Raw genomic sequence first — 13,859 nt, 5'->3', positions numbered from 1 at the left:
ACGAAAGTTGGTCCTTTTTGTTTTGGGACCTGCGCAAGCAAGACGCGCGCGCCAAGCACCGGCGCCTTCCTTTCGGCAGATCACTGAATGCAGGTTTGTCGCCATGCGGCTGCACGAAAACATGCGTGCGACCGGCGGAAGCCAGCGCATCACGCCTTACCGCAGCGAGGCGCTAGTGAAGTGAGGTGAAGGCAGCGCCGAGCATCGGGCCCGGCTTGTCGCGGTTGCCGTCCTGGACGTACACCGCCGCAGCATCGACACCGTCACGCGTGATGTTCTCCAGCGGCACGGTCCAGCTCCCGGACGAACCGTTCCAGTCACCGACCTTGAGGAGATTGCGCACGACGTTGTGGTAGGTGATCTCGCGGCCGCGGTTCTCGCCGCGCGCGATCGAGATCGGCACCGACTTCGAGATCGAGCAGATCCAGACCTCGCCGCGCGACACGGCCGGCGACTTCGATGCGGCGACCGACACGTTGATCTGCTTGCCGCTCAGCGTCATCGTCACGGGCACCGACATCACGCTGCCGCTCCTTTCGGTGTCCTTGATGGCGTCCTCGATACTGGCGCGATCGCTGCCGATCACATGCGCGGAGCCATTGATCACGGCTTGCGGCGTGTAGACGTCGCGGTCGCCGCGAACATGCGAATAGGCCTTCTGGCGCGCGCTGAAACGGGAATCGGCCAGCGTGTCCTTCCAGCCGAGATAGTCCCAATAGTCGATCGGCATGCTCAGCGCGATGACGTTGGGGTCCTTCGCGAGGTCACCGATGATCTTATCCGCGGGCGGACAGGACGAGCATCCCTGCGAGGTGAAGAGTTCGACGACGGCACGCGGATCGGCGTGGGCGGGGCGGATGATCGCGACGATTGCGCAGATACCAAGGGCGCTGGACCATCGCGAGATACAGTTATAGGCCATCATCGCTGTCATACTGCGAACCAGTCGTGATGATTTCCATCCGTAATTGTACGGAGCATGAAGTCTGTCCCTGAACTTGCGTGCCCCAAAACGCGAGAAAGCGGCCTTTTCATAGGCCGCCTTCTTTTTAGCCGCTACTCACTAAGCAGTGAGGCACCGATCACAAATCCGCGTTGGAGCATGGTCCGGAAAAGTGTGAAGCGGTTTTCCGGACAGACCATGCTCAAACAAAGGGGCCTTAGGCCGCGAGTTTGCGCAGCACATAATGCAGGATGCCGCCGTTGCGATAGTAGTCGAGCTCGTCCAGCGTATCGATGCGGCAGAGCAGCGGGACATCCTTTTTGCCGCCGTCAGCGGAGACGATCTCGGCCGTTAGCGTCTGGCGCGGCTTCAGGTCGCCCTGCAGCCCGCGGATCGTGACCTTCTCGTCGCCCTTGAGGCCGAGCGAGGACCACGACGTGCCGTCCTGGAAGGTGAGCGGAAGCACACCCATGCCGACCAGGTTGGAGCGATGGATGCGCTCGAAGCTCTGGCAGATCACCGCGCGCACGCCGAGCAGGCGCGTGCCCTTTGCGGCCCAGTCGCGCGACGAGCCGTTGCCGTATTCGGCGCCGGCGAACACCACCAGCGGCACGCTCTCCTGCTGGTACTTCATCGCGGCGTCGTAGATCGACATCTGCTCGCCGTCGGGCCAGTGCCTGGTCAAACCGCCTTCCGGAATATTGCCGTCCGCGCCCTTCAGCATGAAGTTCTTGATGCGGATGTTGGCGAAGGTGCCGCGCATCATCACTTCATGGTTGCCGCGCCGCGTGCCGTACTGGTTGAAGTCGGCGGGGCGCACCTGGTGCTCGCTGAGGAACTTGCCGGCGGGCGAGGTCAGCTTGATCGAACCGGCCGGCGAGATGTGGTCGGTGGTGATCTTGTCGCCGAACATCGCGAGGATCCGCGCGTCGACCACGTCCGTGACCGGATCGGGCTGCTTCTTCATGCCTTCGAAATAGGGCGGGTTCTGCACATAGGTCGAGCTCATGTTCCAGCGATAGGTCTCGCTTTCCGTGGTCTTGATCTTGCGCCAGTTAGTATCGCCCTTGAACACGTCGGCGTACTTCTTCTTGAAGATCGTCGCGGTGACGTACTTCTTCATGAAGGCGTTGATCTCCTTGGCGGTCGGCCAGATGTCCTTGAGGAACACCGGCTTGCCGTCCTTGCCGATGCCGAGCGGCTCAACCGCGAGATCCTTGGTCACGGTGCCGGCGAGCGCATGCGCGACGACGAGCGGCGGCGAGGCGAGGTAGTTCGCCTGCACGTCGGGCGAGACGCGGCCTTCGAAGTTGCGGTTACCTGACAGCACGGCGGCGGCGACGATGCCGTTTTCGTTGATTGACTTCGAGATGTCTTCCGGCAGCGGGCCGGAATTGCCGATGCAGGTCGTGCAGCCGAAGCCGACGAGGTTGAAGCCGACCTTGTCGAGATCGGCCTGCAGGCCAGAATTGGCGAGATACTCCGCCACCACCTGGCTGCCCGGCGCGAGCGAGGTCTTCACCCACGGCTTGGCCTTGAGGCCCTTGGCGGCCGCCTTGCGCGCCAGCAGGCCGGCACCGATCAGCACGCTCGGATTCGAGGTGTTGGTGCAGGAGGTGATCGCCGCGATCACGACGTCGCCATGGCCGAGATCGAAGTCACGGCCCTCGACCGCATAACGCTTCTGCTCGCCCTCGGGCTTCTTGTATTCGCCGACCAGCGCGGTCGCGAAACCGGTCGACACCGCCGGCAGCGCGATGCGGCCTTCGGGGCGCTTCGGTCCGGCCATCGACGGCACGACGTCGCCGAGGTCGAGCGTCAGCGTGGTGGTGAACACCGGGTCAGTCGACTTGGCGGTACGGAACAGGCCCTGCGCCTTGGCGTAGGACTGCACCAGCTTGACGCGATCGGCCTTGCGGCCCGAGGTCTTCAGGTAATCGATGGTCGCGGCGTCGACCGGGAAGAAGCCGCAGGTCGCGCCATATTCGGGCGCCATGTTGCCGATGGTCGCCTTGTCCGCGACCGAGAGATAGTCGAGGCCCGGGCCGAAGAACTCGACGAACTTGCCGACCACGCCGAGCTTGCGCAGCATCTGGGTGACGGTCAGCACGAGGTCGGTGGCGGTCACGCCTTCCTTGAGCTGGCCCTTGAGCTTGAAGCCGACCACTTCGGGCAGCAGCATCGACAGCGGCTGGCCGAGCATGCAGGCCTCCGCCTCGATGCCGCCGACGCCCCAGCCGAGCACGGCGAGGCCGTTGACCATCGTGGTGTGCGAGTCGGTGCCGACCAGCGAGTCGGGATAGGCGACCTCGAAGGTGCCGGTCTTCCGGCCGGCCGTCATCTTCTCCTTCTTGGTCCACACCGTCTGCGCGAGATATTCGAGGTTGACCTGGTGGCAGATGCCGGTGCCGGGCGGCACCACCGAGAAGTTCGAGAACGCCTTCTGGCCCCACTTCAGGAACTCGTAGCGCTCCTGGTTCTGCTTGTATTCCTCGGTGACGTTCTTCGCGAACGCCTTGTTGTCACCGAAGAAGTTGACGATAACCGAGTGGTCGATGACGAGATCGACCGGCACCAGCGGGTTGATCTTCTCGGCATCGCCGCCGAGGTTCTGCATCGCGTTGCGCATCGCCGCGAGGTCGACCACGGCCGGGACGCCGGTGAAATCCTGCATCAGGACGCGCGCTGGGCGGAACGCGATTTCGTGCTCGAGCTGGCGCTTCTTCAGCCACTTCGACACCGCAACGATGTCTTCCTTCTTGACGGTGCGGCCGTCCTCGTTGCGCAGCAGGTTCTCCAGCAGAACCTTCATCGAATACGGCAGCTTCGAAATCCCCTTCAGTCCGTTCTTCTCTGCCTGGGGCAGGCTGTAATAGACGTAGGACTTGCCGCCGACCTTCAGGGTCTTGCGGCATTTGAAGCTGTCGAGCGAGGTCATGCGAGGAATCCCAATTCTCAGTTATACCCGGCAAGGGTAACTAAACACCGGCGATCGACACTGGCCAAGGGATGGCCTGGGGTGGGTTGCGGCCGCCGATCGTGTGTGCTGCATCAAGTTCCGGGCTTATAGAACCTTTCTAGAAGCGCCGCCACACCGACAAGCGTGCGACAGCGTTGCGCGACCCAAAAATTCTCACGCGGTAGCGAAAGATTTCAGAGGGCTGTGACAAGACGAACCATGCGGCTCTCGGGACGAAATCTGAAATGCGTGCGCGGCGGACGCGAGGTGTTTTCCGGCCTCGATCTGTCGGCCACGTCAGGCGAGGCGCTCGCCATCACCGGCCCCAACGGCGCCGGCAAGACCTCGCTGCTGCGCGTCCTCGCCGGGCTATTGGTTCCCGCCGAGGGTGTGGTCGCGCTCGAAGGCGGCGACGCCGAGCTCAGCCTGCCCGAGCAGGCCCACTATCTCGGCCACCGCGACGCCCTGAAGCCGGCGCTGAGCGTTGCGGAAAATCTGTCCTTCTGGCGGGAATTCCTCGGCGGCGAGACGCAGGACGCCGGCCGCTGCCTTGCAGCGATGGCGCTCGACCACGCCGCCCATCTACCGGCGGCCTACCTCTCCGCCGGCCAGCGCCGCCGCCTGTCGATCGCGCGCCTGCTCTCGGTGCGGCGGCCGGTATGGCTGCTGGACGAGCCGACATCGGCGCTCGATGCAGCCGGACAGGCGCTGTTCGTCGACCTGATGCGCGACCATCTCGCCGGCGGCGGCCTGATCGTCGCGGCGACGCATCTGCCGCTCGGCATCGATGCGCGTGATCTGCGGATGGGAGGCGCGGCATGAGCGCGCTTGGCGCCTTGATCCGGCGCGACATCCGCATCGCGCTGCGCGTCGGCGGCGGCGCGCTGATCGGCGTGCTGTTCTTCCTCACCGTCACGGTGCTGATGCCGTTCGCGGTGGGCCCGGATCTCGCGCTGCTGTCGCGGCTCGGCCCCGCCATCCTCTGGCTCGGCGCGTTGCTGGCGAGCCTGCTCACGCTCGACCGCCTGTTCACGGCCGACCACGAGGACGGCTCGCTCGACCTCATCGTGATGAGCCGGACGCCGCTGGAGCTCGCCTGCGCCGCCAAGGCGCTGGCGCATTGGCTCGCCGCCGGCCTGCCGCTGATCATCGCAACCCCGGTGCTCGGCCTGCTGCTCAATCTCGACGGCACCGCGACGCTCGCGGTCGCCGCAACGCTGCTGGCGGGAACACCGGCGCTGACCTTCACCGGCATGATCGGCGCGGCCCTGGCGGTGACGCTGCATCGCGGCGGGCTATTGCTGGCGGTGCTGGTGCTGCCGCTGTCGATCCCGGTGCTGATCTTCGGGGTTGCGGCCTCACAGGCGGCGATATCGGGCCCCCTGCCCTTTGGAACACCATTCTCGATCCTCTGCGCGCTGTCACTTGCCAGCCTCGTGATCGGCCCCTTTGCCGCCGCCGCGAGCCTGCGGCACGGGCTGGACTGAAATGAGCCCGATCAAATCTCGCCGGGAGGAGATCGGCCGATTGCCTGCGACACATCGGACGATTATCAGGGTGCCATGACGCTGACCGACCTCGCCAATCCGACCAAGTTTCTGGCGCTGACCGCGCGCATGCTGCCGTGGCTCGCGGGCGTGACCGCGATCCTGCTCGCGATCGGGCTCTACCAGTCGGCGATGGCGCCCGACGACTACCAGCAGGGCGCGACGGTCAAGATCATGTTCATCCACGTGCCGAATGCGTGGCTGTCGATGTTCGTCTGGGGCGTCATGAGCGTGGCCGCGCTCGGCACCCTCGTGTGGCGGCATCCGCTCGCCGACGTCGCCGCGAAAGCCGCAGCTCCGATCGGCGCCGCCTTCACCTTCCTTGCGCTCGTCACCGGCTCGCTGTGGGGCCGGCCGATGTGGGGCACCTATTGGGAGTGGGATGCACGCCTGACCTCGGTCTTGATCCTGTTCCTGATGTATCTCGGCCTGATGGCGCTGTGGCGCGCGGTGGAGGACCCGTCGCGTGCGGCGCGGGCGGCGGCGGTGCTCACGCTGGTAGGCGCGATCAACATCCCGATCATCAAGTTCTCGGTCGACTGGTGGAACACGCTGCATCAGCCGGCCTCGGTGTTTCGCGCCGGCGGGCCGACGCTCGACAAGGCGTTCCTGTGGCCGCTGCTGGTGATGGCGATCGCGTTCTCGCTGCTGTTCATCACCTTGCACCTGGCGGCGATGCGCAACGAGATCCTGCGCCGGCGCGTGCGCAGCCTGCAGATGATGCAGGCGAGCCGCGTCTCGTTCACGAGCGAGGTGGGCGGCGGTTCGCAAGCAACCGCGTCAAACGAAATTGGAGCGGCGTGATACGATGGCGCTTGGTCCCTACGCCTCCTTCATCGTGACGTCCTACGCGCTGGTCGCGGCGGTTGTGCTGCTGCTGATCGTCTGGATCATCGCCGACTATCGCCGGCAACAGGCGCGTCTCAGGGAGATCGAGGCCAGCGGCGTGACGCGCCGCTCCGGCCGCAGTGCGGCGGATATAGGATGAGCGATCAGGCGACCAACAGCCCGCCGCAAGCACGCCGCCTGCTGGTGGTGCTGCCGCTGCTGATCTTCCTCGGCCTCGCCGGGCTGTTCCTGCTGCGGCTCTATGGCGGCGATCCCTCGAAAATCCCGTCGGCGCTGATCGGCCGGCCGGCGCCGCAGACCGCGCTGCCCGCGCTCGACGGCCTGGTGCGGGACGGCGCGCCTGTCCCCGGTCTCGATCCCGCCGCCTTCAAGGGCAAGGTCTCGGTAGTCAATGTCTGGGCGTCGTGGTGCGTGCCCTGCCACGACGAGGCGCCGCTGCTGACCGAGCTCGGCAAGGACAAGCGCTTCCAGATCATCGGCATCAACTACAAGGACTCGCCCGAGAATGCCCGGCGCTTCCTCGGCCGCTACGGCAATCCATTCGGCATCGTCGGCGTCGACGGCAACGGCCGCGCCTCGATCGAATGGGGCGTTTATGGCGTGCCCGAGACCTTCCTGGTCGGGCGCGAGGGTACCATCGTCTACAAGCTGGTCGGCCCGGTGACGCCGGACAACGTCAACCGCGTGCTCAAGGCCGAGATCGAGAAGGCGCTCGCGGCGGGCAGCTAGCGACAGCGGCTTATTGGCCCTCCCTCTCCCCGTCCTTTACGGGGAGAGGTCGAAATTCGCGCGAAGCAGGAATTTCGGGTGAGGGACTTTGGACGGTGTTTGTAACAAACTCCGAGCCTATCCGTGGAGAGACCCCTCACCCCAACCCTCTCCCCGCATCCGCCTTCGCCCGAAGGCGGGCTTCGGCGGACAAGAGAGCGGGGCGAGGGAGCAGAGTGCTGATCACCCCTTCCGCACGTCGCCCGCGTCGGCCTCGCTCGCCTCCAGCGAGACCGGCTCGAGGTGATAGCGCTTGGTCAGCGGCATCTGGGCGATGGCGAAGATCATGGTCAGCGGCGTCACGCCGAACACCTTGAAGTTCACCCAGAAATCGGTGGTCTGCGTGCGCCAGACGAGCTCGTTGAGCACCGCCATGCCGGCGAAGAACAGCGCCCAGCGCATGGTGAGGATGCGCCAGCCCTGCGGCGTCAGGTTGAACACCTGGTCGAACATGATGGCGATGAAGGACCGGCCGAACAACAGCCCGCCGCCGAGCACGGCCGCGAACAGCCCGTAGATGATGGTCGGCTTGACCTTGATGAAGGTCTCGTCGTGCAGCACCAGCGTCAGCGTGCCGAACACCAAGACGATCGCGCCGGTCACCAGCGCCATGATCGGCACGTGCCTGGTCACCACATAGGATGCGATCATCGCGGCCACGATCGCCACCATGAACGCGCCGGTCGCGACGAACAGATGGTACTTGGCGTTGGCGATAAAGAACACGAGCAGTGGCCCGAGTTCGGTCGCCAGCTTGAACAGCGGATGCGGCTGGGTCTTGTCCATCAACTCTCTACTTTGATTTGAGGCATGACCCGATCCGAAAACCGGTGTCCACTTTTCGGGGTCATGCCTCGATTCCAGCAATTGCCTTGGCAAAATCCTTCGCCGCGAAGGGCGCGAGGTCCTCGACGCCTTCGCCGACGCCGATGAAATGCACCGGCAGCTTGTGCTTCTCCGACAGCGCGACAAGGATGCCGCCGCGCGCCGTGCCGTCAAGCTTGGTCATCACGAGCCCCGTGACGCCTGCCGTACGATGAAACGCCTCGACTTGCGACAACGCATTTTGTCCCACCGTGGCGTCGAGCACGAGCAGCACCGCGTGCGGCGCCGACGCATCGACCTTCCTGATGACGCGCACGACCTTTTCCAGCTCGTTCATCAGCTCGGACTTGTTCTGCAGGCGGCCGGCGGTGTCGATCAGCAGCACGTCGCGCTGCTGCTCCTTGGCCGCGGTCAGCGCGCTGAAGGCAAGGCTCGCCGAATCCGAGCCCTGGGCGCCTGATATGACCGGCGACTTGGTGCGCTCGCCCCAAACCTTGAGCTGCTCGATCGCCGCGGCGCGGAAGGTGTCGCCGGCGGCCAGCATGACCTTGCGGCCCTCGGCGGAGAATTTCGCGGCCAGCTTGCCGATCGTCGTGGTCTTGCCGGAGCCGTTGACGCCGACCACCAAGATGACGAACGGCTGCTTCGCGGTATCGATCTCGAGCGGCTTCGCCACCGGCGACAGCACCTTCTCGACCTCGGTCGCGACGACGTCCTTGACCTCGTCGGCCGAGATCGCCTTGTCGTAGCGCCCCTTGCCGACAGCCTCCGCAATGCGGACCGCGACATCGGTACCGAGATCGGCGCGCAGCAGCACATCCTCGATGTCATCGAGCATGGCCGAATCGAGCTTGCGCTTGGTGACGAGGTCGGCGACCGCGGTCCCGATCGAACTCGAGGTCCGCTTCAGGCCGCCCTTCAGCCGCTGCCACCAGCTCTGTTTTGGAGTTCCCGCACTGGTATCGTTCATGGCGCGGACGTGTTAGCCGTTTCGGCCCATAAACGAAAGTCTCGACGAATTGATCGATGTTCCCCAACTAACCGCGGAAGAAATCCTGGGCCGGGTGCTCCACCGCGACGGCCTGATGCTGGTGATCGACAAGCCTGCCGGCCTGCCGGTGCATCGCGGTCCCAAGGGCGGCCCCAATCTGGAGGCCTCGTTCGACGCGCTGCGGTTCGGCCTGCCGCGGCCGCCGGTGCTGGCGCATCGGCTGGACAAGGACACCTCGGGCTGCCTCGTCCTGGGACGTCACCGCAAGGCAACCGCCTCGCTCGGGCTGTTGTTCAAGCACAGCAAGATCTCGAAGACCTATTGGACCGTGGTCGAGGGCGGCCCTGCCGAGGATGAAGGCACCATCGACATGCCGCTCGGCCGGCTCAACGCCGAGCGCGGCTGGTGGCAGAAGCCGGACCCGGATGGCCAGAAGGCGATCACCAACTGGAAGGTGCTGGGGCGTGGCGATGGCCTCACCTGGCTCGCGATGGAGCCGGTCACCGGCCGCACCCATCAGCTGCGGGTGCATTCGGCGGCGATGGGCTGGCCGATCGTCGGCGACAATATCTATGGCAATGGTCCGCGCTTCGGTGAGCCGACCCTGCATCTGCATTCCCGCGAGATCGGCATCCCGATCTCCAGGAACAAGGACCCGGTGCATGTGGTCGCGCCGGCACCCGAACACATGCGGGAGCGGCTCAGGGCCTGCGGCTGGAACGGCGACTAAGCATGATCCGGAAAAGTGCAAAGCGGTTTTCCGAAAAGATTATGCTCAAACAAAGAGCTAAAGCGCGATGACGATCCAGCCCAACCTCATCGCGCTTTAGCCTCCGTGATTTTACGGAGAATTATCCTTTACGGAACATTCAGGCCCATCCGCTAGTCCTGAAGGCGGCTTAGAAAAGCGCGCCGCGACGGCTCAGGACGAGCAATGCTGAATGATGGACAAGCAATTGTCGACGAGGTCGAGGCTGCGATACGCGCGGGCTCCGCCGATAAATGCCTGGCCACGGCAAGGCGCGTCACCAGCCTCTTCCTCGCATCCGCCGGCAAGTTCAACAGCGAACAGATCGAGCTGTTCGACAACGTGCTCGAGCGTCTGGTGAAGACCATCGAGTTGCGCGCGCTCGCCGACATCAGCGCCCGGATGGCGCTCACCGACATCAGCGAGCAGCTCGCACCGGTCGCCCAGGCACCGCCCGCGATCATTCGCCGTCTCGCCAGCAATGACGAGATCAGGATCGCGCGGCCGATCCTGCAGGAATCGTCGCGGCTCAGCGCGGACGATCTGGTCGAGATCGCACGGACCAAGAGCGAGCAGCATCTGCTCGCCGTCGCCGGCCGCTGGTGGCTGAAGGAGGCCGTCACTGACGCGCTTCTGGCGCGTCGCTTTGCGAGCGTGAGCCACCGCCTGGTCACCAATCCCGGCGCCAAAGTATCGCCGGGCGGATTTGCCGTCATCCTCGCGCAGGCCGAGCACGATCCGGTCCTTGCGGTCGAGACCGGCATTCGCGCGGACCTGCCGTCGGAGCTCCGCCTTCAACTCCTGCGCCGCGCGACGGAAGAGGTTCGCGGCCGTCTGCTGGAACGCGCCCCGCCCTATCTGTTCGAAGAAATCCGGCATGCGATCGCAGCGGTCGCCGCCGGCGTCGAGCGCGACATGTCGCAAGTCCGCGACTTCACCGCGGCCAAGCACCACGTCGCGAAGCTGAAGGACGACGGCAAGCTCAACGAAGCCTCACTGCTCGGTTTCGCCAGGCAGCGAAAATATGAAGAGACCATCGTTGCGCTGGCGTATCTTGCGCAGTCGAACATCGAGGTGATCCGCTCCTTGATGCAAAGCCTGCGCAGTGAAGGCCTGCTGGTGCCGTGCCGGGCGGCAGGCCTGAGTTGGGACACCACCGCCGCGGTAATGGAATGTCGCTATACCACCGGCTCCATGGGACCGGTCGAACTCGCCCATGCGAAGAGCCAGTTCACGAAATTGACCCGCGAAAACGCCGATCGCCTGCTGCGGTTCTGGCAGGTTCGCGCGTCGCAGCCGGCAAGGCTGGGCGGGCGCACGCACTGAGTGCGTCATGCACGATGACGCGATGGGTATCGAGCAACCCGTCAAACAGCTGGTTCAGTGTCATCACCCGCGAATGCCGGCGATCCGCTGCTCCGGAAGCGCCATGCGCGACTCCCCACATTCGTCGTCCCGGCGCAGGCCGGGACCCATAACCACCGCATTCGGTGACCGTGCGAGATCGCGGCCCCAGCGTCGCTCAGCAATTGAGATCTGGGGTAATGGGTCCCGGCCTGCGCCCATAGGCGCTAAGATAGTTTGATCATAGTCTGATAGTGGCGCTTATGTCTGGGTGGCTCGCGTAGATGTCGCCGGAGAGCGTGACTGGCTCTGCAGAGTAGAGCGATTGCGGGCTGTGGAATGATCGCTTGCCGTAGCGAAGCTACGAGCTGGCGCAGCAGACGCCACGTCACTGGGTGGGTCAGGCGGCGTCGGCCAAGCGGGGAGAGTCTTCGAGTTCGTCGACGAGCGGCTCGAGCAATAGAATGATCAGCAGATGAGCGAGGATATGGGGTCTGGCGGACCGCTCGTCGGTTCCGGGAGGTCCCTTCAGGCCAATCAGGCTTTTCAGCCGCTTGAAGCCGAGCTCAATGCGCCATCGCAGCCGATAGAGGGCGAGGATATCTGCAGTCGTGAAGTCCTCTGGCCTGAGTGAGGTCACCAGGATCACCCAATCTGCGGCGTCAAGTGTTTGCCTGGAGAGCTGATGACCTCCCTTTTGTGCAGTCCGGCGCGCCTTGCGTCGCGCAGCCGCAGCAGCTTGCGCCGGCTTCTTCGCGGCAACCAGACGCACTGCGAGCGGCGGCGCACCTGACTTGCGCTTTATCCAAATCGGCCGATCGATCAGGCCACGCGCCGAGGCGTTGCGCAGTTCGGCAGTGAGGTCAACAAGATTACCTTCGGCATCGAGCCAGCGCGCGCTCTTCCAGCCGGCCCGGATCACGAAGTCCGCATCGGCATCGACGAGATGCGCCATGCGCTCCGGTTGCAGATAGGCGCGATCGGCAAGACGGATCTCACCGGCAACCGCCGGTATCCGATCCAGCGTCTCGCCCGCTCGCTGATCGGTCAGTTCGAAGTGACCAAAGCGCTCCTGCGGAAGATCGAACGCGCTATGGATACGCCACACTGCGTTCTTGTTCCTGCCGCTCGTCCCAGCCTTGGGGACCGTCGTGGCGTCAACAATACGGATCAGACGACCGCGGCTCGCCTTCGGCGCCGCGGCGGCAAGCGCCTGCTCGACCAAGATTGCCAGCCAATCTCCGCACTGACGTAAGCGATACAACAGAGCCACGTTGGAGATATCGACAAGCCCAACCGACGTGGCCCATGCCGCCGTCAACCGCAGCCCTTTCTCACCAAGGCAATAAGCCAAGATCAGGCGCAGCAAGTCGACCGCATTGCTGATCTCCCGCGGACGGACAAACGCCTTCGTCTTGCGCGCGCTAATGTTCAGAGCCTCGGCTCCGCCAAGTCGGGCGACAACGCGCGCCCAATCTTTGTTCACAAGCGATTCGTGTGCCATTCCATCTTGGAATCACAAGCGAATCCAAGGCGCAAATCCTATTTTAGCGCCTATGGGCCTGCGCCGGGACGACAATGGGAGCGAACTTTCTCAGCAGCCCGATGCAATGAGCCGCGCACCGTCATGGCCGCGGATAGTCATCGCGCGCACGATGCCCGGCGCCTCTCTCTCGATCGCGACCGGCAGGAAGTGCTCGGTGCGGCCCTGCCGCTCGCTCTCGATCAGCACCTCGCGCGTCGCGCCGACGTCGGCATCAAGCCGGCGCAGCAGCGCGGCTTCGCCTGCCGCGCGCAGCCGCCTGGCGCGCTCCTTGATCGCGCCGCCGGCAACTTGCGGCATTCGCGCGGCGGGTGTTCCCGGGCGCTTCGAATAGGGAAACACGTGCAGGAAGGTGAGATCGCACTCCGCGACCAGATCGAGCGAACGCACGAACATCGCTTCAGACTCGGTCGGGAAGCCCGCGATGATGTCGGCGCCGAGAGCGATGTCCGGCCGCAGCCGGCGGACCTGCGCGCAGAAATCGATCGCGTCCTTTCGTGAATGGCGGCGCTTCATCCGCTTCAGGATCATGTCGTCGCCGGACTGCAACGACAGATGCAGATGCGGCATCAGTCGCGGATCGTCGGCGATGACATCGAGCAGGTCGCGATCCGCTTCGATCGAATCGATCGACGAGATGCGCAGCCGCTTCAGCTCGGGCACATGGCGCAGGATCTGCCGGGTCAACTGGCCGAGTTTTGGCGCGCCCGGCAGGTCGGCGCCATAGCTCGTGAGATCGACGCCGGTCAGCACGATCTCGGCATGGCCGCGCTCGACCAGCGCACGGACCTGATCGACCACCGCGCCCATCGGCACCGAGCGCGAATTGCCGCGGCCGTAGGGGATGATGCAGAAGGTGCAGCGATGATCGCAGCCATTCTGCACCTGAACGAATACGCGCGGCAGGCCGCGCTCGAAGCCGTCGAGCAGATGCGGCGCCATCTCGGTCACCGCCATGATGTCGGCGACCGCGACCTTCTCGCTCGCATCGATGCCGAACGGCGCCTCGAAAGCTGCACGCGTCGCCTGCCAGGCGTCGCCACGCATCTTCTCGTCATTGCCGACGACGCGATCGACCTCGGCCATCTCGGCGAACATCCGACTTTGCGTCTGCGCCGCACAGCCGGTGACGACGATGCGCGCATGCGGGCGTTCGCGTTTCAGCTTGCGGATCGATTGCCGCGCCTGCGCCACCGCCTCGTTGGTGACGGCGCAACTGTTGATGACGATGGTGTCCGAAAGCCCCGCCTGCTCCGCCTCGCGGCGGATCACCTCAGATTCGAAGGAATTGAGGCGGCAGCCAAAGGTGACGACATCGACGCCCATAACCGATCTCACGCCC

The 13,859-nt window shown here is 64.8% G+C and carries 13 protein-coding genes; 7 read left to right on the top strand and 6 right to left on the bottom strand.

All coding sequences use genetic code 11. The features are described from left to right. Positions 1–172 precede the first annotated feature (172 nt). Together ACVIYL_RS10265 and acnA are read right to left on the bottom strand one after the other, a co-directional pair. Positions 173–934, bottom strand: coding sequence for a DUF1223 domain-containing protein (locus ACVIYL_RS10265; protein WP_057020930.1), 762 nt, complete (start codon positions 932–934; stop codon positions 173–175). Between the two features lie 226 nt (positions 935–1,160). Then, positions 1,161–3,881, bottom strand: coding sequence for an aconitate hydratase AcnA (gene acnA / locus ACVIYL_RS10260; RefSeq protein WP_456778442.1), 2,721 nt, complete (start codon positions 3,879–3,881; stop codon positions 1,161–1,163). Between the two features lie 240 nt (positions 3,882–4,121). Between acnA and ccmA the strand changes: the two genes are divergently transcribed. The 5 genes from ccmA to ACVIYL_RS10235 all read left to right on the top strand — a co-directional run bounded on the left by ccmA (position 4,122) and on the right by ACVIYL_RS10235 (position 7,027). Continuing rightward, positions 4,122–4,724 carry a heme ABC exporter ATP-binding protein CcmA gene (gene ccmA, locus ACVIYL_RS10255; protein WP_456778441.1) on the top strand — a complete coding sequence of 201 codons (603 nt, stop codon included), beginning with the start codon at positions 4,122–4,124 and terminating at the stop codon, positions 4,722–4,724. After that, positions 4,721–5,389: a heme exporter protein CcmB gene (gene ccmB / locus ACVIYL_RS10250; protein ID WP_168857728.1), complete on the top strand. Its 669-nt coding sequence runs from the start codon at positions 4,721–4,723 to the stop codon at positions 5,387–5,389. The genes ccmA and ccmB overlap by 4 nt, the downstream gene beginning before the upstream one ends. Positions 5,390–5,464: 75 nt before the next feature. Beyond that, positions 5,465–6,253, top strand: a complete 789-nt coding sequence (locus ACVIYL_RS10245) for a heme ABC transporter permease (protein WP_456778440.1) — start codon at positions 5,465–5,467, stop codon at positions 6,251–6,253. A 4-nt stretch (positions 6,254–6,257) separates the two neighbouring features. Beyond that, positions 6,258–6,437 (top strand): heme exporter protein CcmD, encoded by a 180-nt coding sequence (gene ccmD / locus ACVIYL_RS10240; protein WP_092087034.1) that lies wholly within the window; start codon positions 6,258–6,260, stop codon positions 6,435–6,437. Then, on the top strand, positions 6,434–7,027 hold the full coding sequence (locus tag ACVIYL_RS10235; protein WP_057020936.1) for a DsbE family thiol:disulfide interchange protein: 594 nt from the start codon (positions 6,434–6,436) through the stop codon (positions 7,025–7,027). The genes ccmD and ACVIYL_RS10235 overlap by 4 nt, the downstream gene beginning before the upstream one ends. Before the next feature lie 222 nt (positions 7,028–7,249). Here ACVIYL_RS10235 and ACVIYL_RS10230 read toward each other — a convergent pair whose 3' ends face one another. Then, a complete protein-coding gene (locus tag ACVIYL_RS10230; RefSeq protein WP_038384708.1) occupies positions 7,250–7,852 on the bottom strand; it encodes a septation protein A in 603 nt (200 codons plus the stop codon). Positions 7,853–7,913: 61 nt separating this feature from the next. Next, positions 7,914–8,861, bottom strand: a complete 948-nt coding sequence (ftsY, locus tag ACVIYL_RS10225; RefSeq protein ID WP_456778439.1) for a signal recognition particle-docking protein FtsY — start codon at positions 8,859–8,861, stop codon at positions 7,914–7,916. 49 nt (positions 8,862–8,910) lie between these two features. Here ftsY and ACVIYL_RS10220 point away from each other — a divergent pair, with 49 nt between their 5' ends. Both ACVIYL_RS10220 and ACVIYL_RS10215 read left to right on the top strand, forming a co-directional pair. Continuing rightward, positions 8,911–9,612: an RluA family pseudouridine synthase gene (locus ACVIYL_RS10220; protein WP_028336290.1), complete on the top strand. Its 702-nt coding sequence runs from the start codon at positions 8,911–8,913 to the stop codon at positions 9,610–9,612. 204 nt (positions 9,613–9,816) lie between these two features. After that, positions 9,817–10,956: a DUF2336 domain-containing protein gene (locus tag ACVIYL_RS10215; RefSeq protein ID WP_253605469.1), complete on the top strand. Its 1,140-nt coding sequence runs from the start codon at positions 9,817–9,819 to the stop codon at positions 10,954–10,956. Between the two features lie 418 nt (positions 10,957–11,374). On the opposite strand, the gene ACVIYL_RS10210 is transcribed toward ACVIYL_RS10215, so the two are convergent. Next, entirely contained in the window at positions 11,375–12,460 is a 1,086-nt protein-coding gene (locus ACVIYL_RS10210) for an IS4 family transposase (protein ID WP_253604643.1), read from the bottom strand. 108 nt (positions 12,461–12,568) lie between these two features. Next, positions 12,569–13,843, bottom strand: a complete 1,275-nt coding sequence (gene mtaB / locus ACVIYL_RS10205) for a tRNA (N(6)-L-threonylcarbamoyladenosine(37)-C(2))-methylthiotransferase MtaB (RefSeq protein ID WP_456778438.1) — start codon at positions 13,841–13,843, stop codon at positions 12,569–12,571. Positions 13,844–13,859: the final 16 nt, after the last annotated feature.

It is taken from the genome of Bradyrhizobium sp. USDA 3315, from assembly GCF_054056795.1.
This window is presented reverse-complemented; position numbering and strand designations above follow the sequence as displayed.

What these genes read in the sequence shown, in the direction of transcription:
- ACVIYL_RS10265 (WP_057020930.1), bottom strand. Translation starts at nt 934, where the DNA reads ATGACAGCGATGATGGCCTATAACTGTATCTCGCGATGGTCCAGCGCC.
- acnA (WP_456778442.1), bottom strand. Translation starts at nt 3,881, where the DNA reads ATGACCTCGCTCGACAGCTTCAAATGCCGCAAGACCCTGAAGGTCGGC.
- ccmA (WP_456778441.1), top strand. Translation starts at nt 4,122, where the DNA reads ATGCGGCTCTCGGGACGAAATCTGAAATGCGTGCGCGGCGGACGCGAG.
- ccmB (WP_168857728.1), top strand. Translation starts at nt 4,721, where the DNA reads ATGAGCGCGCTTGGCGCCTTGATCCGGCGCGACATCCGCATCGCGCTG.
- ACVIYL_RS10245 (WP_456778440.1), top strand. Translation starts at nt 5,465, where the DNA reads ATGACGCTGACCGACCTCGCCAATCCGACCAAGTTTCTGGCGCTGACC.
- ccmD (WP_092087034.1), top strand. Translation starts at nt 6,258, where the DNA reads ATGGCGCTTGGTCCCTACGCCTCCTTCATCGTGACGTCCTACGCGCTG.
- ACVIYL_RS10235 (WP_057020936.1), top strand. Translation starts at nt 6,434, where the DNA reads ATGAGCGATCAGGCGACCAACAGCCCGCCGCAAGCACGCCGCCTGCTG.
- ACVIYL_RS10230 (WP_038384708.1), bottom strand. Translation starts at nt 7,852, where the DNA reads ATGGACAAGACCCAGCCGCATCCGCTGTTCAAGCTGGCGACCGAACTC.
- ftsY (WP_456778439.1), bottom strand. Translation starts at nt 8,861, where the DNA reads ATGAACGATACCAGTGCGGGAACTCCAAAACAGAGCTGGTGGCAGCGG.
- ACVIYL_RS10215 (WP_253605469.1), top strand. Translation starts at nt 9,817, where the DNA reads ATGCTGAATGATGGACAAGCAATTGTCGACGAGGTCGAGGCTGCGATA.
- mtaB (WP_456778438.1), bottom strand. Translation starts at nt 13,843, where the DNA reads ATGGGCGTCGATGTCGTCACCTTTGGCTGCCGCCTCAATTCCTTCGAA.